This is a genomic window from Halomonas sp. H10-59, assembly GCF_040070555.1.
GTDB lineage: Bacteria > Pseudomonadota > Gammaproteobacteria > Pseudomonadales > Halomonadaceae > Halomonas > Halomonas litopenaei.
Genome location: NZ_CP098828.1, coordinates 3,300,862 through 3,323,766, shown reverse-complemented (window position 1 = coordinate 3,323,766; position 22,905 = coordinate 3,300,862). Strand labels below are relative to the sequence as shown.

General features: G+C 64.1%; 18 protein-coding genes. 13 read left to right on the top strand and 5 right to left on the bottom strand.

The features are described from left to right. Window positions 1-149: 149 nt before the first annotated feature. The 6 genes from NFG57_RS14520 (at window position 150) to NFG57_RS14495 (ending at window position 8,637) form a co-directional block, all read left to right on the top strand. The gene (locus tag NFG57_RS14520; RefSeq protein ID WP_348814600.1) at window positions 150-1,091 is read left to right on the top strand and encodes a LysR family transcriptional regulator; all 942 of its coding nucleotides are present in this window, start codon (window positions 150-152) and stop codon (window positions 1,089-1,091) included. Window positions 1,092-1,269: 178 nt separating this feature from the next. Continuing rightward, entirely contained in the window at window positions 1,270-2,250 is a 981-nt protein-coding gene (gene folE2, locus NFG57_RS14515; protein ID WP_348814599.1) for a GTP cyclohydrolase FolE2, read from the top strand. Between the two features lie 716 nt (window positions 2,251-2,966). Next, complete coding sequence (locus NFG57_RS14510; protein ID WP_231498733.1) at window positions 2,967-3,407, top strand: oxidoreductase; 441 nt, start codon at window positions 2,967-2,969, stop codon at window positions 3,405-3,407. Window positions 3,408-3,431: 24 nt separating this feature from the next. Further along, window positions 3,432-5,696: an ATP-binding protein gene (locus tag NFG57_RS14505; RefSeq protein ID WP_348814598.1), complete on the top strand. Its 2,265-nt coding sequence runs from the start codon at window positions 3,432-3,434 to the stop codon at window positions 5,694-5,696. Window positions 5,697-5,799: 103 nt separating this feature from the next. Continuing rightward, window positions 5,800-6,294, top strand: a complete 495-nt coding sequence (locus tag NFG57_RS14500; protein ID WP_108133826.1) for a molybdopterin-dependent oxidoreductase — start codon at window positions 5,800-5,802, stop codon at window positions 6,292-6,294. Window positions 6,295-6,300: 6 nt separating this feature from the next. Further along, on the top strand, window positions 6,301-8,637 hold the full coding sequence (locus NFG57_RS14495; RefSeq protein WP_348814597.1) for an ATP-binding protein: 2,337 nt from the start codon (window positions 6,301-6,303) through the stop codon (window positions 8,635-8,637). Window positions 8,638-8,691: 54 nt separating this feature from the next. Here the strand turns inward: NFG57_RS14495 and NFG57_RS14490 are convergent, their stop codons facing one another. Beyond that, complete coding sequence (locus NFG57_RS14490; protein ID WP_045993779.1) at window positions 8,692-9,951, bottom strand: threonine ammonia-lyase; 1,260 nt, start codon at window positions 9,949-9,951, stop codon at window positions 8,692-8,694. A gap of 125 nt (window positions 9,952-10,076) precedes the next feature. Beyond that, window positions 10,077-10,778: a gamma-glutamylcyclotransferase gene (locus NFG57_RS14485; RefSeq protein ID WP_108133823.1), complete on the bottom strand. Its 702-nt coding sequence runs from the start codon at window positions 10,776-10,778 to the stop codon at window positions 10,077-10,079. 295 nt (window positions 10,779-11,073) lie between these two features. On the opposite strand from NFG57_RS14485, the gene NFG57_RS14480 reads away from it, so the two are divergent. Then, complete coding sequence (locus tag NFG57_RS14480) at window positions 11,074-11,514, top strand: YtoQ family protein (protein WP_045993777.1); 441 nt, start codon at window positions 11,074-11,076, stop codon at window positions 11,512-11,514. 207 nt (window positions 11,515-11,721) lie between these two features. Here NFG57_RS14480 and trxA read toward each other — a convergent pair whose 3' ends face one another. Further along, entirely contained in the window at window positions 11,722-12,045 is a 324-nt protein-coding gene (gene trxA, locus NFG57_RS14475; protein WP_045993776.1) for a thioredoxin, read from the bottom strand. A 334-nt stretch (window positions 12,046-12,379) separates the two neighbouring features. On the opposite strand from trxA, the gene cysB reads away from it, so the two are divergent. Beyond that, window positions 12,380-13,351 (top strand): HTH-type transcriptional regulator CysB, encoded by a 972-nt coding sequence (cysB, locus tag NFG57_RS14470; RefSeq protein ID WP_348814596.1) that lies wholly within the window; start codon window positions 12,380-12,382, stop codon window positions 13,349-13,351. A gap of 137 nt (window positions 13,352-13,488) precedes the next feature. Here the strand turns inward: cysB and NFG57_RS14465 are convergent, their stop codons facing one another. Then, window positions 13,489-14,229, bottom strand: coding sequence for a phosphoadenylyl-sulfate reductase (locus tag NFG57_RS14465; protein ID WP_231498732.1), 741 nt, complete (start codon window positions 14,227-14,229; stop codon window positions 13,489-13,491). Window positions 14,230-14,429: 200 nt separating this feature from the next. Then, window positions 14,430-15,800 carry an aminodeoxychorismate synthase component I gene (pabB, locus tag NFG57_RS14460; RefSeq protein ID WP_348814595.1) on the bottom strand — a complete coding sequence of 457 codons (1,371 nt, stop codon included), beginning with the start codon at window positions 15,798-15,800 and terminating at the stop codon, window positions 14,430-14,432. 221 nt (window positions 15,801-16,021) lie between these two features. On the opposite strand from pabB, the gene NFG57_RS14455 reads away from it, so the two are divergent. The 5 genes from NFG57_RS14455 (at window position 16,022) to prpF (ending at window position 22,851) form a co-directional block, all read left to right on the top strand. After that, window positions 16,022-16,759 carry a GntR family transcriptional regulator gene (locus NFG57_RS14455; RefSeq protein WP_045993772.1) on the top strand — a complete coding sequence of 246 codons (738 nt, stop codon included), beginning with the start codon at window positions 16,022-16,024 and terminating at the stop codon, window positions 16,757-16,759. Between the two features lie 28 nt (window positions 16,760-16,787). Next, on the top strand, window positions 16,788-17,681 hold the full coding sequence (gene prpB / locus NFG57_RS14450) for a methylisocitrate lyase (protein WP_045993771.1): 894 nt from the start codon (window positions 16,788-16,790) through the stop codon (window positions 17,679-17,681). Between the two features lie 75 nt (window positions 17,682-17,756). Next, window positions 17,757-18,884, top strand: coding sequence for a 2-methylcitrate synthase (gene prpC, locus NFG57_RS14445; RefSeq protein ID WP_108450040.1), 1,128 nt, complete (start codon window positions 17,757-17,759; stop codon window positions 18,882-18,884). Window positions 18,885-19,057: 173 nt separating this feature from the next. After that, window positions 19,058-21,649 carry a Fe/S-dependent 2-methylisocitrate dehydratase AcnD gene (gene acnD / locus NFG57_RS14440; protein WP_348814594.1) on the top strand — a complete coding sequence of 864 codons (2,592 nt, stop codon included), beginning with the start codon at window positions 19,058-19,060 and terminating at the stop codon, window positions 21,647-21,649. After that, on the top strand, window positions 21,649-22,851 hold the full coding sequence (gene prpF, locus NFG57_RS14435) for a 2-methylaconitate cis-trans isomerase PrpF (RefSeq protein ID WP_348814593.1): 1,203 nt from the start codon (window positions 21,649-21,651) through the stop codon (window positions 22,849-22,851). Before acnD ends, prpF begins: the two co-directional genes overlap by 1 nt. The last annotated feature ends 54 nt before the right edge of the window (window positions 22,852-22,905 follow it).

Here is a 22,905-nt window from a genome sequence, read left to right as displayed (position 1 = left end):
GTGAGCCGTGCCCCGGAAGTCCGCACGCACGGCACGCGGTGGCACCAGTCAGCTGACCTCTGGGCGCCGGGGCACACCAGGCCCAGCCCAGCCCAGCCCAGCCCAGACAATACAAGACACCCCATGCCAAGCCGGGAGAGACGCTCGCCATGACATCGCACAACCAGGACGTCCCGTTGCCCTCGCTCAGGGCGCTCAGGGCCTTCGAGGCGCTGGGGCGCCACGGTAGCGTGTCGCGGGCGGCGGCCTCGCTGCACCTGACCCATGGTGCGGTCAGTCGTCAGATCAAGCTGCTCGAGGACCAGTTGGGGGTTGCCCTGGTCGAGAAGGAAGGGCGGGGGTTGAGACTGACCGATGCCGGCCGTGAGCTGGCCGACGCCGCCGGATTCCATCTTGGCGCCCTGGCACGGGTCTGCGCCGAGGTCGCTCGCACCAGCGTCCAGTCGCCCTTCGTGCTGAGCTGCCCAGGCTCCTTCCTGGCGCGCTGGTTCATTCCTCGACTGGCCCGCTTGAAGCAGGCTCTGCCGCAGTTGGAGTTGCATCTGACCGCCGGTGAGGAAGGTGCCGCCACGCTATCCGGGGTCGATGGTGTGCTGCGCTTTCAGCGCTTGCCGGAAGGGGAGCCGCCGGGCGAGGTCACCCGTATCCTCGGGCAGGAGCGCATCGGTCCCGTGCTCAGTCGTGAGCTTGAGCTGCATCGGTCCGGCGCGGCTACAGCAAGCCCGCCCGACCCGCGGGTACTGCTCGGCCAAGCGCTGTTGCATACCCGTTCACGTCCCTCCGCCTGGGGCGACTGGAGTCGCCGCCAGGGGATCGCGCCGGAGCGGCTGACGATGGGCCAGGGCTTCGAGCACCTCAACTACCTGCTGGAGGCGACCCTGGTGGGGCTTGGGGTCGGCATTGCGCCGGACTACCTGGTGGAAGAGGACGTGCGCGCAGGGCGCCTGGTGGCGCCTTGGGGCTTTGTCGCCACCGACGCTTGCCTGGTGCTGGAACTGGCAGCCGGGCCTCGGGGGGCGCGCCATCCGCTGGCAAATGATCTGGCCGACTGGTTGGCGGCAGAGCTGGCCGAAGCGCCGGCGCTGGGCTGATACGAGGTGCTGGGCTGATACGAGGTGCGAGCCGGCAATGGTGTGGCTCGCTACGCTGTGAACGGGTGCCAGGTCGCGCTGCTGCCTGCTGACGCTAGGGCAGGAGGTCTGAATGCAGTCGTTGTTAATGTTATGTTATAACGTAGTTTTTTTATCAGACTGAACCGGCGGTGAAAGGATGAATGACGCACAGATCGAGGCCAGCCAGGCCGTCAACGACACAGGCAGCGATACGGTCGACACAGACACCCGGGGGAGGGAGCCCATCGACGACCCACAAAGGCTGTCGGATGTGGCCGTGCAGCAGGTGAGCCAGGGCGTCGCCCTGGACTGGGTCGGCATGGAGGGCATCGCGCTTCCCGTCGAACTGGCGGGACAGCGGATCGAAGCCAGGGTGAACGCAGGGGTCAGTCTTGACGCCCCGGAGGCCCGCGGGATTCATATGTCGAGGTTGTACCTGGCGCTTGACGACCTGACCGAAGAAGCGCTGACGTTGCCTCGACTGGACGCCTGCCTGGCACGCTTTCTCGACAGTCACGAGGGTCTCTCCCGGTCTGCCAGTCTGTCTCTCGAGGGACGTTTGCTGTTGAAGCGTCCGGCGTTGGTCAGCGACCTGGCTGGCTGGAAGGCCTATCCCTTTCACCTTGAAGTCGAGCAGCGAGGTGGCCAGCGGTCGGCAATCCTGCGTCTTGAGGTGGGCTATTCCTCCACTTGCCCCTGTTCCGCGGCGCTGGCGCGTCAATTGATCCAGCAACAGTTCAACCGTGACTTTGCCGCAGAGCCTCATCCGGCGCGTGATGAGGTGCACCGTTGGCTGGGGCAAGAGTCGGGGATCGTGGCGACGCCTCATAGCCAGCGCAGCCAGGTGATCATGGCGCTAAGGCTGGGCCTCGAGGTCGAGGACGTCCCCATGGTCGAAGTCATCGACAGGGTGGAGCAGAGCCTGGGCACGGCGCTGCAGACCGCGGTCAAGCGTCCCGACGAACAGGCCTTTGCATTGGCCAACGGGCAGAACCTGATGTTCTGCGAGGACGCCGCACGTCGTGTGCATGGTTGCCTGATGACCATCCCGGGGATCGATGGCTTCGAACAGAAGGTGATCCATGCCGAGAGCCTGCACGCCCACGACGCCGTGGCCCGCAGCCGTTGGCGCTGGTAGCGTGGGCAAGGGCCTGAAGCGGCCTCGCCCTTGTATGGACGGCTGGCAGGCTAGCGAGGATGCGTGCTGTGATCTGGTAGCGTGCGCAAGTACCTGAAGCGCACTTGTCCTTGTATGGCCGGCCGGCAGGCTAGCGAGGATGCGTGCTGTGATCTGGTAGCGTGCGCAAGTACCTGAAGCGCACTTGCCCTTGTATGGCCGGCTGGCAAGTTCGCGAGGATGCGTGCTGTGATCTGGTAGCGTGGGCAAGGGCCCGAAGCGGTCTTATCCTGGTATGGCCGGCTGGCAAGCCAGCAAGGATATGTGCTTCGGCACGCGTAGGAGACCACTTGGTGGGAGGGCAGGTCGAAACAGGGGTTTGAGACGTGGTTTTATAGGACGGAACACACCGTTCAGGGCGTGGTCATGACAAGGCCATGAAACGTCCATGACGTTGCGAAAACAGCACGCCATTGTTGCCTGGTGGGTAGACGCGTCCGTGTCGACTGGTGTCTCCCGAGGGTCGTCTTTCACCATGGAAGGGTAGTAGAGAGGCGCTTCAGGTTTCTAAACGTGACGGTTTGTGTCTTTTGCTTTACTCTTTTCACATCATCGGTAGCTGATTCAGCATATAAGCGAAGATTGCTTCCACGCCCAAGCAGGAGGCCATAGGGGGAGATGTGAGATATTGCTGGCGACTCATGGTCCTGGGGCTGACACTGGCGTCGCCCCTGTCGATGGCGCTCGAACCGCCCTCGGGCACGCCTTTGTTGAAGGTGTCCGGTGACATCGGGGTCACCAATGTCGGTGATCAGGCCTGGTTCGACCGCGACATGCTCGAGGCGCTACCCCAGGGCACGATCACGACCCATCTCCCCTGGTTTGACGGTGCCTCTGTCTATCAGGGGCCTCTGCTCGAGGGGCTACTCGATGCGGTCCAGGCGCGCGGTACCGAGCTGCGTGTTTCCGCATTGAACGATTTTGTGGCGTCGGTTCCGGTGCAGGATGCCTCGACCTTCAACCTTGTGCTGGCGATGTGGCGCGATGGCGAGCGCCTGGAAGTGCGCAATCAAGGGCCCCTGTTTGTGATTTATCCCTTTGATCAGCACCCTGAAATCTACAACGCTGTCTACCTGACGCGGTCCGTCTGGCAGGTGGAGTCCATCGATGTCCACTGAGCCGCCGGTGGCCGAGGTCAGATTATGCTGAAACTGCCGTATCGCTCGAGGGTGGCGGCCACCGCAACGGTGCTGTTTTTTGTGGCGGCACTGGTGGCGGGAGGCCTGACCTTCGATCGGCAGCAGGAATTGCAGCATCGCATCCTCGATACCGTCACCTGGAACCTCTACCAGTTCGATCGCATGGTGCGCGAAATGCGCATTCAGGCCGCCGAGGTCAGCGCGGATGATATCGATAGCCTGGTCCTCGACTACGAGATTCTGCACGGACGAAGCGACTTGTTGCGTCAGGGGCAGACTCGGGACTTTCTGCGTCAGACCAGTGCCTCCCAGGAACTGTATCGGCGCGCGGAGCAATTGATCGACGATCTGGGGGGGCGAGTCGAGCCTCTGGAGCAGGGGGGGCGCCTGCTCGACGACGACAGGGATGCACTCAAGCAGACCCTGGGGCAGTTGCAGAACGTCAGTCGCGACATGCTGTTGCAACACAAGGCCAGTGTGGCCGAGTTGCGCACCCAAGATACCCAGTCGATGCTGCGTCTGTATGGTGTCGTACTGGCCTGCATCGTGCTTATCATGGTGACCGGTACCGTGCTGGTGCTGGCGCTGATGCGTGAGGGGCGTGCCCACACCCTCAAGGCGGAGTTGCTGCAGGCCCAGTCGCGAGCACTGAAGGAAGCGGTGGAGCGTGCCGAGAACGCCAGTCGCGCCAAGTCCGATTTCATGGCGATCATGAGTCACGAGATGCGCACACCGCTCAGTGGCGTCATGGGCATGACCGATCTGCTGCGCGACGAATCCCTGAGCGATCAGGGCAAGCGTCATATCGAAGGCCTGGAGGCCAGCGCGACGGGACTGCGCTCGGTGATCAACGATGTGCTCGACTATACGCGGCTGGAGACCGGCCGGATCGAGGTCGAGCGCGAACTGTTTGCGCTGCGCCATATGCTCGACCAGACCACCCTGGGCTATCGTTCGCAACGCCTGGGCGATGTGCAGTTTCTGATGCGCCTGGCCCCGGACCTGCCCGCTTGCGTGGAAGGAGATCAGCATCGACTGCGCCAGGTACTGCAGAACCTGTTGAACAACGCCTTCAAGTTCACCCGCCAGGGGTTCGTGATGTTGAGGGTTTCCTGTGCCCAGGATCAGCGCATTGCCTTCGTCGTCTACGACACCGGGTGCGGGATATCTCAGCAGGATGTCGAGCGCATCTTTGAGCCCTTCGAACAATCCGATCCGGTGATGGCCAGGCGTCATGACGGTGCCGGGCTTGGCCTGCCCATCGCACGTAGCCTGGTGCGCGCCATGGGGGGCGACCTCAAGGTGGACAGCCAGTTGGGCAGCGGTTCCAGATTCTGGTTCGAACTTCCCTTGCCGGCCAGCGATCAGAAAGAGGAGAAGGTCGAGGTGGCGTCTGCCCCGGCGCCGCTGGCGCCGCACCATGTGCTGGTGGTGGACGACAACCTTCTCAACAGGGAGCTGGTGGCCAGTATGCTGGCCCGCCTGGGCCAGTCCTGCGAAGTCGTGTCCAACGGCGAGCAAGCGCTGCAGGCGCTGTCACAGCGTGACTTCGATCTGGTGCTGATGGATCTGCAGATGCCGGTCATGGATGGTCTGGAGACGACCCGGCGCTGGCGCGAGCGGGAAGCGGCGATCCACCGTGGTGATGGCGACGACGATGCTCGGCTGCCGATCATCGCGGTGACGGCCAACGTTCTGCCGGAACATCGCCGGGCCAGCCGCGAGGCGGGGATGGATGACCTGATCGGCAAGCCTTTCACGCGTCAGGATCTAGGCCAGGTGCTTGGTCGCTTTCCCTCTCGGGTCTATCCCTCCCTCGACCCCGACGAAAACTTCTGGACGCCTCCGAGTACATCCGCCCACGAAGGGGCCTCCGCGCCCAGCCAGACGGCGACGGAAGAAAGAGTCGCCAGTGCCGACCTGCTGTCACGAACGACGCTTCAAGAGTTGCGCTCGATGGTCTCGGCGGATGCTCTGGAGCGCATGGTACGCGGCTACCTGGCCCGCTTTCCTGCTCGCATCGCGAGGCTCTACACGGCCCACGAAGAAAGGGACTTCGACATGCTGGTCGGTGAGGCCAGGGAGCTTCGTCATGCGTCAACCACCCTGGGGTGCACGGCAGTGGTCGCGGTGGTGGAGGCAATCATCGAGCACGGTGAGATGGGCCGTCACGAGCCGCTGGTGCCGCTGATCAAGGAACTGGAGGACATCGGCACCCGCACCGGTCTTGCCTGGCGAACCACCGGAGTGCTCGACAGCTTTCGCTGAATCCTGAGCGTGAATGCCTTCCCTGGCCGTTGAACTGGCAGTAGCATGTCGCTGGTACGGCAAAAATTCGTCGAGAATGCCGATTTTCAATGGGAGAGGCGTCATGGGATGGCGAACCATCGCGTTGGTGATGCTATGGGGAATGGTCGGACAGGCTCTTGCGCTGGACGCCCCCGGTGGCAGGGTGATCCTCGAGGTGGGTGGGCGCATCTCCGTGACCAATGTGAGTGATGAAGCCCACTTCGACCGCGCCATGCTCGAGGCGCTGCCCCAGCATGTCGTGGTGACCGGCAATCCCTGGATCGATGGTCAGTCTCGCTTCGAGGGGCCGCTGCTCAGCGATGTACTGGCGGCGGTGGAGGCCGAGGGCGACGAGCTCAGGGTGGCCGCCATCAAGGACTACGAGACGCTGATGCCGGTGAGCGACGCCCACGAACATGGCGTGATCCTCGCCATGCGCCGCGATGGAGAGCGCATGAGAATCCGCGACAAGGGCCCCTTGTTCGTGGTCTATCCTTTCGACGACCAGCCGGAACTCAAGACCAATATCTACTTCAGTCGATCTGTCTGGCAGGTCGCCCGCATCGACGTCAACTGAGTTCTCATGGCCCATCGTCTGCGCATCAGGATTCCTGCGATCGCCGCCGTCGTCTTCATTGTCGCCGTGATGGTGACAGGAGGGCTGATCTATGACCGCAACAAGGCGATCTACCACCGAGACGTCGACACCGTCACCTGGACCCTGTATCAGTACGATCGCTCGCTGCGCGATCTGCGGCTGGCCATCTGGGAGCGCGGCGATAGCCGGCTGGACGAGACCCTTTTGGATTTCGAACTGCTGTACGGGCGCTTCATGGTGCTGCTGGAGGGCCAGACGAGCAACTTCCTGGATCGCTACGCGACCGGTCGTGAGCTGATCGACGAGCTGGATCGTGGCATGCAACGGCTGGATCGACACTTCATTGCGGTGGCCGATGGAGACGTTGCCTATGACGCTGCACTGCGACGCGAACTGATAGAGCGTCTCGGCGAAGCGCAGGAACTGAGTCGGCAATTGATGCTGCATCATGGTCGAATCGCCGCGGAAGAGCGCAGCGCGGACATGGGCGTGCTCGGGCGATTGTACATCGCGGTGCTGATCTCGATCCTGCTGTCGCTGATCGCCGGTGGCGTGCTGATTCGTGCGCTGGTGAAGGAGGCGCGTCAGCATCGTCACAAGACCCATTTGCTCGAATCCCAGTCCGAAACCCTGCGCGAGGCCTATCAGCGCATGGAAGTGGCCAATCGCGCGAAGTCCGACTTCATGGCCATCATGAGCCATGAAATCCGTACGCCACTCAACGGCGTGCTGGGCATGGCCGAGCTGCTGCACGACGAACCCTTGAGTGATCAGGGACGCCGCCAGATAGAAGGGCTGCGTGACAGCGCCGCTGGGCTGCGTTCGGTGATCAATGACGTGCTCGACTACACCCGTATCGAGGCAGGGCACCTGGCGGTCGAACGTCAACCCTTCCACCTGTCGAGAATGCTGGAGCAACTCGCGACCGGCTATCAGACCCAGAGCCGCAGCGGGGTGCAGTTCCTGATGCGTGCCGCTCCCGCCTTGCCCACCTGGGTCGATGGCGACGTGCATCGGCTGCGCCAGGTGCTGATGAATCTGCTCAACAACGCCTTCAAGTTCACCGAAAGTGGCTTTGTGATGCTCCGGGTCTCCGACAATGGGGACGGCCGGCTGACCTTCATGGTCTACGATACCGGCTGCGGTATCGCCCAGCAGGACCAGCAGCGCATCTTCGAGCCCTTTGCCCAGACCGATACCGCCCTGTCACGCCGCCATGAGGGTGCCGGCCTGGGGTTGGCGATATGCTCGCAGCTGGTCGCGGCCATGGGCGGAGAGCTCAAGGTGGAAAGCCAGCCGGAGTCCGGCAGCCGATTCTGGTTCGATCTTCCCTTGCCGGTGGTGGCGGGTGTGGAAGAGGGTGCTGCCAGCACCGGGCAGCAGGAGCCGCTGGAAAGCCAGCACGTGCTGGTGGTCGAGGACAATGCCCTCAATCGCGAGCTGGTGGCCGCCATGCTGACCAGACTGGGACAGACCTGCGAACTGGTGGGCAATGGCGAGCAGGCGTTGGAGGCCCTGGGCCAACGACGTTTTGATCTGGTCTTGATGGACATGCAGATGCCGGTGATGGACGGGCTGGAGACCACGCGTCGCTGGCGCCAGCACGAAGAGGCTCTACGCGAACAGGGCCAGCGGGTCCAGCGTTTGCCGGTGATCGCGGTGACCGCCAACGTCATGCCCGAGCATCATCGCGCCTGTCTCGATGCGGGAATGGATGACGTCATCGGCAAGCCGTTCTCGCGCAAGGAGCTGTCTGCTGCGCTGAGCCAGTATGGCCGGGCGCGCGCGGCACCGAGTTCCGCTGACGCGAGTCCATCGGGTGGCGACAATCCCGGCAGGGGGGGCGATGGCAGGGGTTGCGATGGCAGAGCGAGTGGTCCGGACCGCGACCTGGATAGCGAGACCTTCGGCGGTACTGTCGAAGCGGCACCCGCCGTCGTTGCCCCGATGCTCGAGGATCGGCCCCGGATCGACGAGACGCTGCTCGCCGGAGACACGGTAGAGGAGCTGCGTCAGGTGATGTCGCCCCAGGGCCTGAGTCGCATGGTGGCCAACTATCTGCAGCGATTCCCGGAGCGGCTCGAGCAGATGCGAGAGGCGCTGTCGGTCGGCGACCACCAGGCACTTGGTCAGATTGCTCATGATGTCAAGGGCGTCTCTGCTTCGCTGGGCTGCCAGGCCCTGGAGGCGCAGGCCGCCCGAGTGGAGCGCATGGCAAACGACGGCCAGCAGGCGGAACTCGAGACACAGCTCGAGATACTCGCCCGGCTGGGCCCGGCGACCGGCCAGGCTCTGCGATCGGCGGGGCTTTTGCAGACCTGAAAGCGGCCCTGGGCGGGACCCTTCGATGAGGTGACGTCCCGCCGCTGGCGGGGCCTAGACGTCGCCGGGAGCCACGCCGCTGGCCCAACGTTCGTCCGGATGCACCTCATTGGCCGGCATCACCGGATCGTAGCCCTCGTGGCGCAGGGCCTCGATGACCTCTCGGGTATGTTCGCTGCCCAGCGTCTCCAGGGTGGCTTCAACCTCGGTGGCGCGCAGCGACAGGTCGGTGAAGGTACGCTGGTGGGTGATGCTGATGACGTTGGCACGCTGCTCAGCGAGCAGTTGGGTCAACTCCGACAGCGAGCCGGGTACGTCGGAGATGCCCACGCGAACGCGCACGATGCGACCAGAGCGCACCAGGCCGCGCTGGATCACCGACGACAGCGCCTGCATGTCGATATTGCCGCCGCACAGGACCAGCCCCACCTTGCGACCGCGGAAGCGCTCCGGCTGGCTCAATACGGCAGCGAGCCCCGCCGCACCGGCGCCTTCCGCGACCGTCTTCTCGATCTCCAGGAACATCAGTATCGCCCGCTCGATGGTGGCCTCGTCGACCAGCAGGATGTCACTGACGTGCTCGCGCACCAGTTCTCGCGTGATCTTCCCGGGCTGCTTGACCGCGATCCCCTCGGCAATGGTAGCGAGGCTGCAGTGGATCTTTTCCCCCGCCAGCGCCTGCTGCATGGCGGGAAAGCGGGCGGTCTGCACCCCGATGATCTCGATGTCGGGATTGAGTCCCTTGGCGGCCACGGCGTTGCCGCCGATCAGGCCTCCGCCGCCGATGGGGATGACCAGCGCATCCAGATCCGCCACGTCTTCGAGCATCTCCAGCGCGATGGTGCCCTGGCCGGCAATCACGCGCTCGTCGTCGTAGGGGTGGACGAACACATAGCCGTGCTCCTCGGCCAGGCGAGCCGCGTAGTCTCCGGCCTCGTCCACCCCCTCACCGACCAGGTGCACTTCGGCGCCAAGGGCCCGGGTATTGCTGACCTTGAGATTGGGGGTATGGCGCGGCATCACGATGACCGCCCGGATGCCGAGCCTTGAGGCGTGGTAGGCCACCGCCTGGGCGTGGTTGCCGGCCGACATGGCGATGACCCCCCGCTGGCGCTCGTCTTCGGACAGGGACAGCAGGTGGTTGAGGGCGCCGCGTTCCTTGAAGGCGGCGGTGAACTGGTGGTTCTCGAACTTGATGTACAACTCGCAACCGGCCAGCCGCGACAGCGTGGCGGAATGCAGAAAGGGAGTACGGGCGATATGGCCGACGGTCGCATCGGCGGCACGTCGAATGTCTTCAAGGGTCACACTCATCCGGGATCTCCAGCGGGTAACAGACAGATGGCCGGAGGTCGTCCGGCACAAGGTGTCGCCGGCGGGGTCGCCGGCTCGATCCGAGAGCCAGGCGTGGCCGGCATTGCCGAGGGGAAGGGCGGCGCTCAGTCGGTGGTAGCCGGGTGAGTCGCCGCCTGGCGCATTCGACGGCGCAGGGCGGTCGCCAGGCCGAAGACGTGGTCGTCTTCGCCTCCCATGGCATGCAGGGCGTCTGCCAGGTGCAGCAGGTAGTCGCTGTTGGGGCCGCTGGGGCCATGGGCGTGGGCGATCTGCTCGGCAATGCTGTCATCGGAGGCATCACCGAGATAGGCCGGGTTGGCATCACCGGCGATGTAGACCAGCCCCTCGGCGGTCCTGGCGGTGGTCAGGCCGTCATCGTCGAGTGGGTCATCGACATCAGGCTGATCGTTGTCGGCGAGATCGTTGTCCAGAAAATGCAGCGTGACACGCTCACGCAGATAGCCGTTCTTTTCACGCAGGTCCAGGGGGGCCAACACCTCCGGCCCGATCAGGTAGGCCATGCCCAGGCACCGCGAGCCCGGCTGGTGGATCAGCGTCGCGACGCGACCAGGAGCCTCAGGAGTGCCGCGATGATCGTGGGAGCCCTGCCAGAACCGGCGGGCGTAGCCTTCGATCAGCGCTGGACGACGTGCGCGATAGGCGAAGTCCGCCTTCCAGATCAGCGAGCCGTAGCCGAACAGCCAGATCGCCTCGCGAGAGCCGAAATGGTCCTGGCGTCGATTGGCTTCCCGGGTGTCCGCGCTGACAGGCGTTGGCCGGTTGGAAGGGGAGTCCTGCGGGTGCATCGAAGATCCTTGTCGAATGAAGTCAGACGGACTGGTGGTGCTCGAGTCGATACCGCCACGCCGTCACTGCGCCGGGCAACCGGTTTGTCAGTACAGGAGGCGCGGGTATGATGGTGAGCGCCACGCAAGAAGCCACGAGGGCCAGGTTCCTTGGACCGCCCATAGGCAAATTATCAGCTCCGAAGGCCAGGATGAAGTCCGAATGTCCTGGTCCCTCTTTCGGGTGACGGCCGGTGGCGGCGTCCTGGCACTCCGACAATGATTCATGCAAGACCGAGAAAAAGGAAATGAGGCCATGAGTTTTACCGTCTATCTGTCCGGTGAGATCCATACCGACTGGCGTGAAGAGATCAAGCAGGGAGCCAGAGACGCCGGGCTCGACGTGGTGTTCACCCAGGCGGTGACCGACCATGATGCCAGCGACGCCGCCGGAGACATGCTGGGCGTGCCGGAAAGTGGCTTCTGGCGGGATCACCAGTCTTCCAGGGTCAACGCCATCCGGACCCGGACCCTGATCGAGCAGAGCGATCTGGTGGTGGTGCGCTTCGGTGACAAGTACAAGCAGTGGAACGCGGCCTTCGACGCCGGCTACTGCTCGGCTCTCGGCAAGCCCTATGTGACGCTGCACGGCGAGGACATCGTACATCCGCTCAAGGAGGTCGATGCGGATGCCCAGGCCTGGGCCACGACCACCGACCAGGTGGTAGAGATCCTGCGCTACGTGCTGCGGGACTGATGCCGGCGCTGCCTCGAGCCTCGCACGATGGCATCCACTGGCGAGGGTGGGCACTGCCATTGCCCAAGCCCGTGGCTTCAGCGATAACGCTCGGGGCAATAACGACATGGCCCGGGATCCTGAAGGAGGATCCCGGGCCATGTTTCAGGGGCCTTGGCCCCTGGCTGGACGTCCCGTCTGGTGACGGCAGAGGTCGACAGCGCTGTATCAGGCGTTCTGGTCGATGAACTGGGTCAGCTGGGACTTCGACTGGGCACCTACCAGGGATGCCACCTTGGCACCTGACTTGAACAGCATCACGGTGGGGACGCCACGCACGCCCTGCTCGGCGGCGATTTCCGGGGCATCATCGACGTTGATGCTGACGACCTTGAGGGCGCCGTCACGCTCCTCGGCGACTTCATCGACCACCGGTGCCATGACCTTGCAGGGGCCACACCAGGGAGCCCAGAACTTCAGCAATACCGGGGAGTCGGCCTGCAGAACTTCCTGCTCGAAGTTGGCATTGGTGACATCGACATTGTTAGCCATGTGTTTCTCCATCTACGTTGCGCTTCATCGAGCGGAATGTGGGACATGTCTGCCATGTCCGGTGGGACGATGGTAGCGGTCGGCCCATACGCTGGCAAATATTGGGTCGATAGTTTCTTAGTCAGCTTACGAATCGCTGCATCTCATCTCATTATGCTATAAAGTAATCACAAAGGTGGTTTTTTATGGCGCTTTGGCATGTTGTCATGTCCGAGGTCCAGTGCTTGAACCCGGGCAAGGACGCTGTCACGCCGCCAACGCGATGGCTCCAGTCTAGTCCGCTTCCGCGACCACCGTGCCAATCCGTCGACTTCGGACGAGGTAAGCCCCGGCCATGAAATTACAGCAGCTGCGCTATATCTGGGAGGTTTCCCGCCACAACCTGAATGTGTCGGCTACCGCTCAGAGTCTTTTTACCTCTCAGCCAGGCATATCCAAGCAGATTCGTCTGCTGGAAGACGAGCTTGGCGTGGAGATCTTCGCGCGCAGCGGCAAGCACCTGACTCGCGTGACACCCGCAGGGAAGGCGATCATCGAGCTGGCAGGCCAGGTGCTCAGGCTGACTGCCAACATCAAGGATGTGGCCCAGGAACATAGCGACGAGCGGCGGGGCAGCCTGTCCATCGCCACCACCCATACCCAGGCGCGCTACTGCCTGCCGCCGGTGATCCAGAACTTTACCCAGCGCTACCCGGATGTCGCTCTGCATATGCAGCAGGGGACGCCCAAGCAGATCGCTCAGATGGTCAGCGAGGGACAGGCCGACTTCGCCATCGCCACCGAGTCGCTGGAACTGTTCAACGACCTGGTGTTGCTGCCGTGTTATCGCTGGAACCGCTGCATCCTGGTGCCGCGGGATCACCCCCTGGCCGAGGTCGAGCGTCTGGGACTCGACGAACTGGCCAAGCACCCGCTGGTGACCTACGTGTTCGGTTTCACCGGACGCTCGCAGCTCGACGACGCCTTCCGTGCCCGTGGACTCTCTCCCAATGTGGTGTTGACCGCCGCCGACGCCGATGTGATCAAGACCTACGTGCGTCTGGGGCTGGGGGTCGGCATCGTGGCGCACATGGCGGTGGACGAGGTGCTCGATGAGGATCTGGTAGCGCTGGACGCCAGCCATCTGTTCGAGAGCTCCACGACCAAGATCGGTATCCGCCGCGGCACCTTCATGCGCGGCTACATGTATGACTTCCTGCAGCAGTTTGCCGACCATCTGGACCGTGATCTGGTCGACGCTGCCCTGGCAGCGGGACCGCGCCATGAACACGCGCTGTTCGACAAGATCAGCCTGCCGGTGCGCTGACCGCGGCGAGGTGGCGCCTGGCGAGCTTCACTGACTTCGCCATGAACGGCGTCGTCATGAACCGAAAGGCCCCGGACTCAAGCGAGTCCGGGGCCTTTGCGATCTTGTGAGGCTGTGCAGCCAGGTACCTCAGAACGTCAACTGGTGGCCGCCTGAGGCAGGTTGAGGGCATGCAGCCCGCATTCCTTGCCACCCTGGTCTTCCCACCACCAGCGACCCTCACGTTCATGCTGGCCCGGCAGAATGGGGCGGGTGCAGGGCGCGCAGCCGATACTGACGTAGCCCTTTTCGTGCAGGGCGTTGTAGGGCACATCGAAGGAGCGAATGTAGTTCCACACGTCTTCGCTGGTCCAGTGGGTCAGCGGGTTGATCTTGTAGAGCGGTTGATCGTCACTGCCGAAGGCGGTGTCGCGCTCGGCGATCTGCAGCTTCGAACGGGTGCCCGGGCTCTGGTCCCGACGCTGGCCGGTGACCCACACCGGCAGGCCTGCCAGGCGCTGGCGCAGCGGCGCGACCTTGCGGATGCCGCAGCACTCGTGGTGACCGTCCTGATAGAAGCTGAACAATCCCTTCTCGCTGGTCAGCGCCTGCACTGCCTGCTGATCGGGGAAGCGAATATCGAGCTCGATATCATAGTGATTGCGGACTCGTTCGAAGAACTCGTAGGTCTCGGCGTGCAGACGCCCGGTGTCCAGGCTGAACACCTTGACCTTGTCCTTGGGCGCGACCTTGAGTGCCAGGTCGACGAGCACCACGTCCTCGGCGCCGGAGAATGACACGGTCAGTTCGCCGAAGGCCTCGTAGGCGGCTTTCAGGATATTCTTGGGTGTCGCCTGGTCATTGGCCAGGACGAACGCATTGGGGTCAAAGGACGTCACGGCGACCTCCACTGGGGGTTTTGCCGATACCCTACCAAAACCCGCCGCCATCGCCCCAATATCGATTGGTTCGGTTCTTATATATCGTTTATCGATTAGCGGTAAGGTTTCTTATTACTATTTGGCAGGTGTGCCCAGGGCGGCCATCAGATGGCGAATCTTGTCCTGGGTTTCTTTATGGTAGGTCGGCCTGTTCCTGTCTAGCGCGAGTCAGTCGCAGTGCCCAGGGCGGCCATTAGATGGCGAATCTTGTCCTGGGTTTCTGTGTACTCGGCCTGTTCCCGAGAATCCGCCACCAGGCCACCACCGCCCCAGATGTGCAGTCGGCCGGCATCGGCGACCAGGGTACGGATGGCGATGGACGTATCCATATGGCCACGCACATCGACGTAGCCGAGGCTACCGCAGTAGGCGCTGCGTCGATCCGGCTCCAGTTCGTCGATGATCTGCATGGCGCGAATCTTGGGGGCGCCGGTGATCGAGCCACCGGGGAAGGCCGCTTCCAGCAGCTTGAGCGGTGGCGTCTCGGCGGGTAGGCGTCCCTTCACCACGCTCACCAGATGGTGAACATTGGCGTAGCTTTCCAGTCCGCACAGCTGGGGGACCTTCACCGTGCCGGGCTGACACACGCGACCCAGATCATTGCGCAGAAGGTCCACGATCATCACGTTCTCGGCACGATCCTTGATGCTCGAGGACAGCTCCTGTGCCAGGGCTGCATCCTCCTGCTCATTGGCTCCCCGCGGCCGCGTGCCCTTGATCGGACGCGTCTCCACCTCGCCCTGGCGGCTTTCAACGAAGCGTTCGGGCGACAGCGACAGCAGCGCCTGTTCGCGCCCTGCGTACTGCCAGGCCATGAAGCCGGCGAAGGGGGTCGGCGTCGCGTCACGCAGGCGGAGATAGGCCTGCCACAGGTCTCCCCGGTAATCCGCCGAATACCGTTGAGCCAGATTGATCTGGTAGCAGTCTCCGGCACGGATATAGTCCTGCACCCTGGCAAAGCGATCGCGGTAGCCCGCTTCGCTCAGGTTGGAGGTGAAGGCGGAGCTCAGCGAAAAGTCGCCGGCAGGTGTCGCTGTCGCCAGCCAGGCCTGTACCTGCTCGCGCCGTTCGGGGGAGGCGACGAGAAGGCAGCGGCGCTCCTGGTGGTCCTGAATCAGCGCCCAGTCATACAGGCCGAGCCGGGCCTGAGGCAGGGCGGTGGCGGTCTGTGAAGGCCCTTCGATTCCCGCCAGTTGCCGGCCCAGGTCGTAGCTCCAGTAGCCGATCAGCCCGCCGACGAAGGGAAGATCAAGCGGCTGGCGTGGACGGGGCAGGCGTTCGAGCAGGCGCTGCTGGGCGTCGAAGGCGGAACCCTCGAGGGCCCTGCCGCTTGAGTCTCTGGGCAGACCATGCTGATCGACTTCCAGCCATTCGATGGGGTCGCTCGAGAGGATATCGAATCGTCCGCCGGGGGCCTGGGGCCGGCCGCTGTCCAACAGGACCGCTCCGGGCCTCGAGCGCAGAGCCTCGAAATAGCGCAGGGGGGTCGCGTGGTAGGGCAGGGAGGTGGTCTGGAGCTCGGCGTTCATTCGGGGCCTCGGGCGTTGCAGGCGGCATATTCTACGGGCAACGACAGGGCTTGTCGTTGTGGAAGGATGGCGCGAGTCAACGCTGCATTGTCGACAGGACAAGGAAGATGGATGGCATTGTCTACAACCAATGGTTAAGGTTATGAGCCTGATCAGGCCATTGACCCGCGCCTTGGCGTATCTTACATTTCCGTTATCCCAACATTGTCGACAATGATCCCATGACCAGCGCCGAATACGAGACCCCCGCCACCCCCGAAGTCAGAACCCTCGCCGAGCGGGTCTTTCATCAATTGCAGGACGCCATCGTCCGGGGAGAACTGGCGCCGGGCAGCAAGATCACCGAGCCGGGACTGTCCAAGGCCTACGGTATTTCTCGTGGGCCGCTGCGCGAGGCCATGCGACGACTCGAGGCTCACCGGCTGATCGAACGGGTACCCCATGTGGGTGCCAGGGTGGTCAAGCTGTCGATGAAGGAGCTGATGGAGCTGTTCGACGTGCGCGAGGCACTGGAAAGCATGGCCGCCAGGATCGCCGCCGAGCATATGACCGCCAGCGAGATCGCCGGCCTCAGAGAAGTGCTGGCGGTGCACGAGAAGCAGGCTGATCTGGCCAGCGGTGAGGCCTACTATCAGCGCGAGGGCGACCTGGACTTCCACTATCGTATCGTGGTGGGCAGCCACAATCGCATGCTGATGGCCCTCTTGTGCGACGACCTCTATTACCTGGTCCGGATGTACCGCACCCAGTTCAGCGCCAGCGGTGCACGTCCGCAGAAGGCCTTCGTCGAGCACCACCGTATCGTCGACGCCATCGAGGCGGGTGACGCCGAGCTGGCGGAGCTGCTGATGCGTCGCCACGTCAGCGCTTCCCGCGAGAACGTGATGGCGCGCTACGCCGCCTCTCTGGAGGGGCGCGACGAACCCCAGGTGGTCGCCGGCAACGGCCTCGTGACCTGATCTTACTTTCCCCTGACTGGAGCCCCCCATGACATCCTCGTCCACTTCGACCCCTGGTGCCCGCTTTCGTGCGGCGCTCAACGCCAATAGCCCGCTGCCCATCGTCGGCACCATCAACGCCTACACCGCGATGCTGGCCGAGCGGGTCGGGCATCAGGCGATCTATCTGTCCGGCGGTGGCGTTGCCAATGCTTCCTTCGGGTTGCCGGACCTGGGCATGACCACCATGAACGATGTGGTGGAAGACGCCCATCGCATCTGCGGGGCCAGTGACCTTCCGCTGTTGGTGGACATCGATACCGGCTGGGGGGGCGCCTTCAATATCGGGCGTACGGTCAAGGAGATGCAGCGGGCCGGGGTCGCTGCCGTGCACCTGGAAGACCAGGTGGCGCAGAAGCGCTGTGGCCATCGCCCCAACAAGGCGATCGTGTCCCAGCAGGAGATGGTGGATCGGGTCAAGGCGGCTGCCGACGCGCGCATCGATCCGGAGTTCTACCTGATCGCCCGTACCGATGCCTTCCAGAAGGAAGGACTCGACGCGGCCATCGACCGTGCCAACGCCTGCATCGAGGCCGGTGCCGATGCGATCTTCGCCGAGGCGGTGCACACCCTCGACGACTATCGCGCCTTCTGCGAGCGGGTGGATGCCCCGATCCTGGCCAACATCACCGAATTCGGTGCCACCCCGCTGTTCAGTCAGCAGGAACTGGCCGAGGTGGGGTGCAGCATGGTGCTCTACCCGCTGTCGGCGTTCCGCGCCATGAACGCTGCCGCGCTCAAGGTCTACCAGAGCATTCACGACAACGGACACCAGCGCGACGTGGTCGACACCATGCAGACCCGCGACGAACTCTACGACGTGCTGGGCTACCACGACTTCGAGCGCAAGCTCGACGCGCTGTTCGACGAGGGCAAGGACTGAGAGACCCTCGGGCGTCCAGCACGCCTTTCATGCCTTTTTTATAACAACGACCAATGACGAAAATGGAGATACGCCATGGCTGATAAACCGATTGGAGGAGCCGGTCTGCGGGGACAGAGCGCCGGTGCGACCGCACTGTGCACCGTGGGCCAGAGTGGCTCGGGCCTGACCTATCGCGGCTACGACATCAAGGAACTGGCGGACAAGGCCCGCTTCGAGGAGGTGGCCTACCTGCTGCTCAAAGGCAAGTTGCCCAACCAGAGCGAGCTGGATGCCTACATCACCAAGTTGAAGGGCCTGCGCGGTCTGCCCGAGGCGCTCAAGACGGTACTCGAGCAGATCCCGGCGGACGCCCACCCGATGGACGTGATGCGTACCGGTGCTTCGATGCTCGGCAACCTGGAAACCGAGGCCGACTTCAGCCAGCAGCAGGACGTCTCCGATCGCCTGTTGGCGGCGCTGCCCTCGATCATCTGCTACTGGTACCGCTTCAGCCATGATGGCGTGCGCATCGACACCGAGACCGACGACGAGTCGGTGGGCGGGCACTTCCTGCACCTGCTGCGTGACGAGCCGGCCTCCGAGCTGCATGCCAGGGTGATGAACGTCTCGCTGATCCTCTACGCCGAGCACGAGTTCAACGCCTCGACCTTTACCGCTCGTGTCTGTGCATCGACCCTGTCCGACATGCATTCCTGCGTCACCGGGGCCATCGGCTCCCTGCGTGGCCCGCTGCATGGCGGCGCCAACGAGGCGGCGATGGCGATGATCGAGAACTGGCAGAGCGCCGAAGAAGCCGAGCGCGAAATCCTCGGCAAGCTCGAGCGCAAGGAAAAGATCATGGGCTTCGGACACGCCATCTATCGCGAGTCCGACCCGCGCAACGCCATCATCAAGCACTGGTCGAAGAAGCTCGCCGACGACGTGGGCGACACCCGCCTGTACCCGGTGTCCGAGCGGGTCGAAGCGGTGATGTGGCGCGAGAAGAAGCTGTTCTGCAACGCCGACTTCTTCCACGCCAGCGCCTATCACTTCATGGATATCCCGACCAAGCTGTTCACCCCGATCTTCGTGTGTTCTCGGGTGACCGGCTGGTGCGCCCACGTGTTCGAGCAGCGCGAGAACAACCGCATCATCCGCCCCAGCGCCGACTACACCGGCCCCGCCCACAGCGAATGGGTACCCATCGAAGAGCGTGACTGAGCCCGGGGCTCTCCCGAAGGTACCCCAACGGTATCCCGAGGCTCGAGCGGCGGGGCGCGCGCATGGTCATGGTTGTGGTCATGGTCATGCGCAGGCACAAGTGGCTCCGCCGCCTTCCTACCATATTCGCGCCGCGAGGGCCGTGCCCTCGGGCGCCCGAGACCGTGACGCCCATGAACACCGACTATCGCAAGCCCCTGCCGGGGACTGACCTTGACTACTTCGATACCCGGGAGGCGGTGGACGCCATCTCTCCCGGCGCCTACGACCGACTGCCCTACACCTCCCGGGTGCTGGCCGAGAACCTGGTGCGCCGCTGTCCGCCGGAGGATCTCACGGCGGCGCTGTCCCAGATCATCGAGCGCAAGCGCGAACTCGACTTTCCCTGGTTCCCCGCGCGGGTGGTGTGCCACGACATCCTCGGGCAGACGGCGCTGGTCGACCTGGCCGGCCTGCGTGACGCCATCGCCGAGAAGGGTGGTGATCCGGCCAAGGTCAATCCGGTGGTGCCGACCCAGCTGATCGTCGACCATTCGCTGGCGGTGGAGCACCCGGGATTCGAGGAGGGCGCCTTCGACAAGAACCGCGCCATCGAGGATCGGCGCAACGAGGACCGCTTTCACTTCATCAACTGGACCCGCGAAGCCTTCGAGAACGTCGACGTGATCCCCCCCGGCAACGGCATCATGCACCAGATCAACCTGGAGAAGATGTCGCCGGTGATCCAGGCCCGTGACGGCGTGGCCTTCCCCGACACCCTGGTGGGTACCGACAGCCACACGCCCCACGTGGACGCCCTCGGCGTGATCGCCGTCGGGGTGGGCGGGCTCGAGGCCGAAAGCGTGATGCTGGGGCGTGCCTCCTACATGCGACTGCCTGACATCGTCGGGGTGGAGCTCAGCGGCAAGCCCCAGCCTGGCATCACCGCCACCGATATCGTGCTGGCGCTGACCGAATACCTGCGCAGCGAACGGGTGGTGTCGAGCTATCTCGAGTTCTTCGGTGAAGGCGCGGGGCACCTGACACTGGGTGATCGTGCCACCATCTCCAACATGACGCCGGAGTATGGCGCCACCGCCGCGATGTTCTACATCGACGATCAGACCCTCGACTACCTCAAGCTGACCGGGCGCGAGCCGGAGCAGATCGAACTGGTGGAGACCTACGCCAAGGCCGCCGGCCTGTGGGCCGACAGCCTCGTCAACGCCGACTACGAAAGGGTGTTGCACTTCGACCTGTCCAAGGTGGAGCGCACCCTGGCGGGGCCTTCGAGTCCGCACAACCGGGTCTCTACCCGAGAGCTTGCCAGTCGCGGCATCGCTGCCCCCTACGAGCAGAAGGACGGCGAGATGCCCGATGGCGCGGTGATCATCGCCGCCATCACCAGCTGTACCAATACCTCCAATCCGCGCAACGTCATCGCCGCGGGGCTTCTGGCCAAGCGCGCCAACGCGCTGGGCCTGACCCGCAAGCCCTGGGTCAAGACCTCGCTGGCTCCGGGGTCCAAGGCGGTGCAGCTGTATCTGGAGGAGTCGAACCTGCTCGGTGAGCTCGAGCAGCTAGGCTTCGGCATTGTTGGCTTTGCCTGCACCACCTGCAACGGCATGAGTGGTGCGCTCGATCCGGTGATCCAGAAGGAGGTGGTCGAGCGTGATCTCTACGCCACCGCCGTGCTGTCGGGTAACCGCAACTTCGATGGGCGTATCCACCCCTACGCCAAGCAGGCGTTTCTGGCCTCTCCGCCGCTGGTGGTGGCCTACGCCATCGCCGGCAGCGTGCGCTTCGATATCGAGAAGGACGCCCTGGGCGAAGACGCCGAGGGCAACCCGATCACCCTGAAGGATCTGTGGCCGGCGGATGACGAGATCGATGCGATCATCGCCGAGAGCGTCAAGCCGGAGCACTTCCGCGACGTCTACATCCCGATGTTCGACACCACCTTCGACAGGTCGAAGGACATCAGCCCGCTGTACGACTGGCGCGAGATGAGCACCTATATCCGGCGTCCGCCGTACTGGGAGGGTGCGCTGGCCGCCGAGCGCTCGCTGACCGGGCTGCGCGCCCTGGCGGTGCTGGGGGACAACATCACCACCGACCACCTTTCGCCGTCCAATGCCATCCTGCCGACCAGCGCGGCGGGGGAGTACCTGGCCAAGATGGGCCTGCCGGAGGAGGACTTCAATTCCTACGCCACCCATCGAGGTGATCACCTGACCGCCCAGCGGGCGACCTTCGCCAACCCCAAGCTGATCAACGAAATGGCGGTGGTCGACGGTGAGGTCAAGCAGGGCTCACTGGCTCGCCTCGAGCCCGAGGGCGAGGTCATGCGCATGTGGGAGGCCATCGAGACCTACATGGCGCGCAAGCAGCCGCTGATCGTGATCGCCGGGGCCGACTATGGTCAGGGTTCCTCCCGTGACTGGGCCGCCAAGGGGGTGCGTCTGGCCGGTGTCGAGGTCATCGTGGCCGAGGGCTTCGAGCGCATCCACCGCACCAACCTGATCGGCATGGGGGTACTGCCGCTGCAGTTCGAGGAGGGGACCACACGCAAGACCCTCGGCATCGACGGCAGCGAGACCTTCGATGTCCGCGGCGACATCCAGCCGGGGGCCAGCCTGACCCTGGTGATCAAGCGGCGTGACGGAGAAAGCGTCGAGGTGCCGGTGACCTGTCGTCTCGACACCTTCGAGGAGCTGTCGATCTACGAAGCCGGTGGCGTGCTGCAGCGTTTCGCCCAGGACTTCCTCGAATCGGAGGTGGCGTGATGGCCGCTTTTGCTCCGCAGCTCCGCATTCCCGCCATCTACATGCGTGGCGGCACCAGCAAGGGCACCTTCCTGCGCAAGGACGACCTGCCCGAGGCCGCGCGTGAGCCCGGCCCCGTGCGCGACGCCCTGCTGATGCGTCTGGTCGGTAGCCCCGATCCCTACGCCAAGCACACCGACGGCATGGGTGGCGCCACCTCCAGCACCAGTAAGGTGGTCATCGTCAGCGCCAGCGAGTCGCCGGATCACGATGTCGACTATCTGTTTGGCCAGGTGGCCATCGACGAGGCCTTTGTCGACTGGAGCGGTAATTGCGGCAACCTGTCCTCGGCGGTCGGTCCCTTCGCCATCGAGAGCGGACTGATCCCGCCTGAGCGAATTCCTGCCGACGGCGAGGTGGAGGTACGCATCTGGCAGGCCAACATTGAAAAGACCATCGTCGCCCGAGTGCCGATACAGGACGGTCAGGTGCAGGAAAGCGGTGACTTCGAGCTCGACGGCGTGGCCTTCCCCGCCGCCGAGATCGGCCTGGCCTTCAAGGACCCCGCCGACGGCGAAGGGCGGATGTTCCCGACAGGCCAGGTGGTGGATGAACTCGAGGTTCCCGAGGAGGTGGTGGCCGGAGGTCGCCTTCAGGCAACCCTGATCAATGCCGGTATTCCGACCATCTTCGTCAGCGCGGCCGACCTTGGCTATGACGGCACCGAGCTTCAGGACGATATCAATTCAGACCCCGCCACCCTCGATCGGCTCGAGACGCTACGGGCCCACGGCGCGCTGAAGATGGGTCTGATCTCGAGACTCGAGGAGGCCGCGAACCGTCAGCACACGCCTAAGCTGGCCTTCGTCGCCTCGCCTCGTGGCTACCGGGCGTCCAGCGGCAAGCAGATCGACGAAGGCGATATCGATCTGCTGGTGCGGGCCATGTCCATGGGCAAGCTGCATCACGCCATGATGGGCACCGCGGCCGTGGCCATCGGAGTGGCCGCCGCGGTGCCGGGGACCCTGGTCAGCCAGGCTGCCGGCGGCGACGAGGGGCGCAGTTCGGTGGTCTTCGGTCATCCCTCCGGCACCCTGCGGGTCGGGGCGCGAGCTGAACAGCTGGACGGGGAATGGACCGCCACGGAGGCGACCATGAGCCGCAGTGCCCGCATTTTGATGGAGGGCAAGGTCAGGGTGCCGGCGGACGTCCTCGATTCATAACGCTCTCGACCGATGAAGCCCGCCAGTGTCGATACTGGCGCCAGTGGCGCACCA

Coding starts and splice junctions, on each gene's coding strand:
- NFG57_RS14520 (WP_348814600.1), top strand. CDS start 150: ATGACATCGCACAACCAGGACGTCCCGTTGCCCTCGCTCAGGGCGCTC.
- folE2 (WP_348814599.1), top strand. CDS start 1,270: ATGAATGACGCACAGATCGAGGCCAGCCAGGCCGTCAACGACACAGGC.
- NFG57_RS14510 (WP_231498733.1), top strand. CDS start 2,967: ATGGCGCTCGAACCGCCCTCGGGCACGCCTTTGTTGAAGGTGTCCGGT.
- NFG57_RS14505 (WP_348814598.1), top strand. CDS start 3,432: ATGCTGAAACTGCCGTATCGCTCGAGGGTGGCGGCCACCGCAACGGTG.
- NFG57_RS14500 (WP_108133826.1), top strand. CDS start 5,800: ATGGGATGGCGAACCATCGCGTTGGTGATGCTATGGGGAATGGTCGGA.
- NFG57_RS14495 (WP_348814597.1), top strand. CDS start 6,301: ATGGCCCATCGTCTGCGCATCAGGATTCCTGCGATCGCCGCCGTCGTC.
- NFG57_RS14490 (WP_045993779.1), bottom strand. CDS start 9,951: ATGAGTGTGACCCTTGAAGACATTCGACGTGCCGCCGATGCGACCGTC.
- NFG57_RS14485 (WP_108133823.1), bottom strand. CDS start 10,778: ATGCACCCGCAGGACTCCCCTTCCAACCGGCCAACGCCTGTCAGCGCG.
- NFG57_RS14480 (WP_045993777.1), top strand. CDS start 11,074: ATGAGTTTTACCGTCTATCTGTCCGGTGAGATCCATACCGACTGGCGT.
- trxA (WP_045993776.1), bottom strand. CDS start 12,045: ATGGCTAACAATGTCGATGTCACCAATGCCAACTTCGAGCAGGAAGTT.
- cysB (WP_348814596.1), top strand. CDS start 12,380: ATGAAATTACAGCAGCTGCGCTATATCTGGGAGGTTTCCCGCCACAAC.
- pabB (WP_348814595.1), bottom strand. CDS start 15,800: ATGAACGCCGAGCTCCAGACCACCTCCCTGCCCTACCACGCGACCCCC.
- NFG57_RS14455 (WP_045993772.1), top strand. CDS start 16,022: ATGACCAGCGCCGAATACGAGACCCCCGCCACCCCCGAAGTCAGAACC.
- prpB (WP_045993771.1), top strand. CDS start 16,788: ATGACATCCTCGTCCACTTCGACCCCTGGTGCCCGCTTTCGTGCGGCG.
- prpC (WP_108450040.1), top strand. CDS start 17,757: ATGGCTGATAAACCGATTGGAGGAGCCGGTCTGCGGGGACAGAGCGCC.
- acnD (WP_348814594.1), top strand. CDS start 19,058: ATGAACACCGACTATCGCAAGCCCCTGCCGGGGACTGACCTTGACTAC.
- prpF (WP_348814593.1), top strand. CDS start 21,649: ATGGCCGCTTTTGCTCCGCAGCTCCGCATTCCCGCCATCTACATGCGT.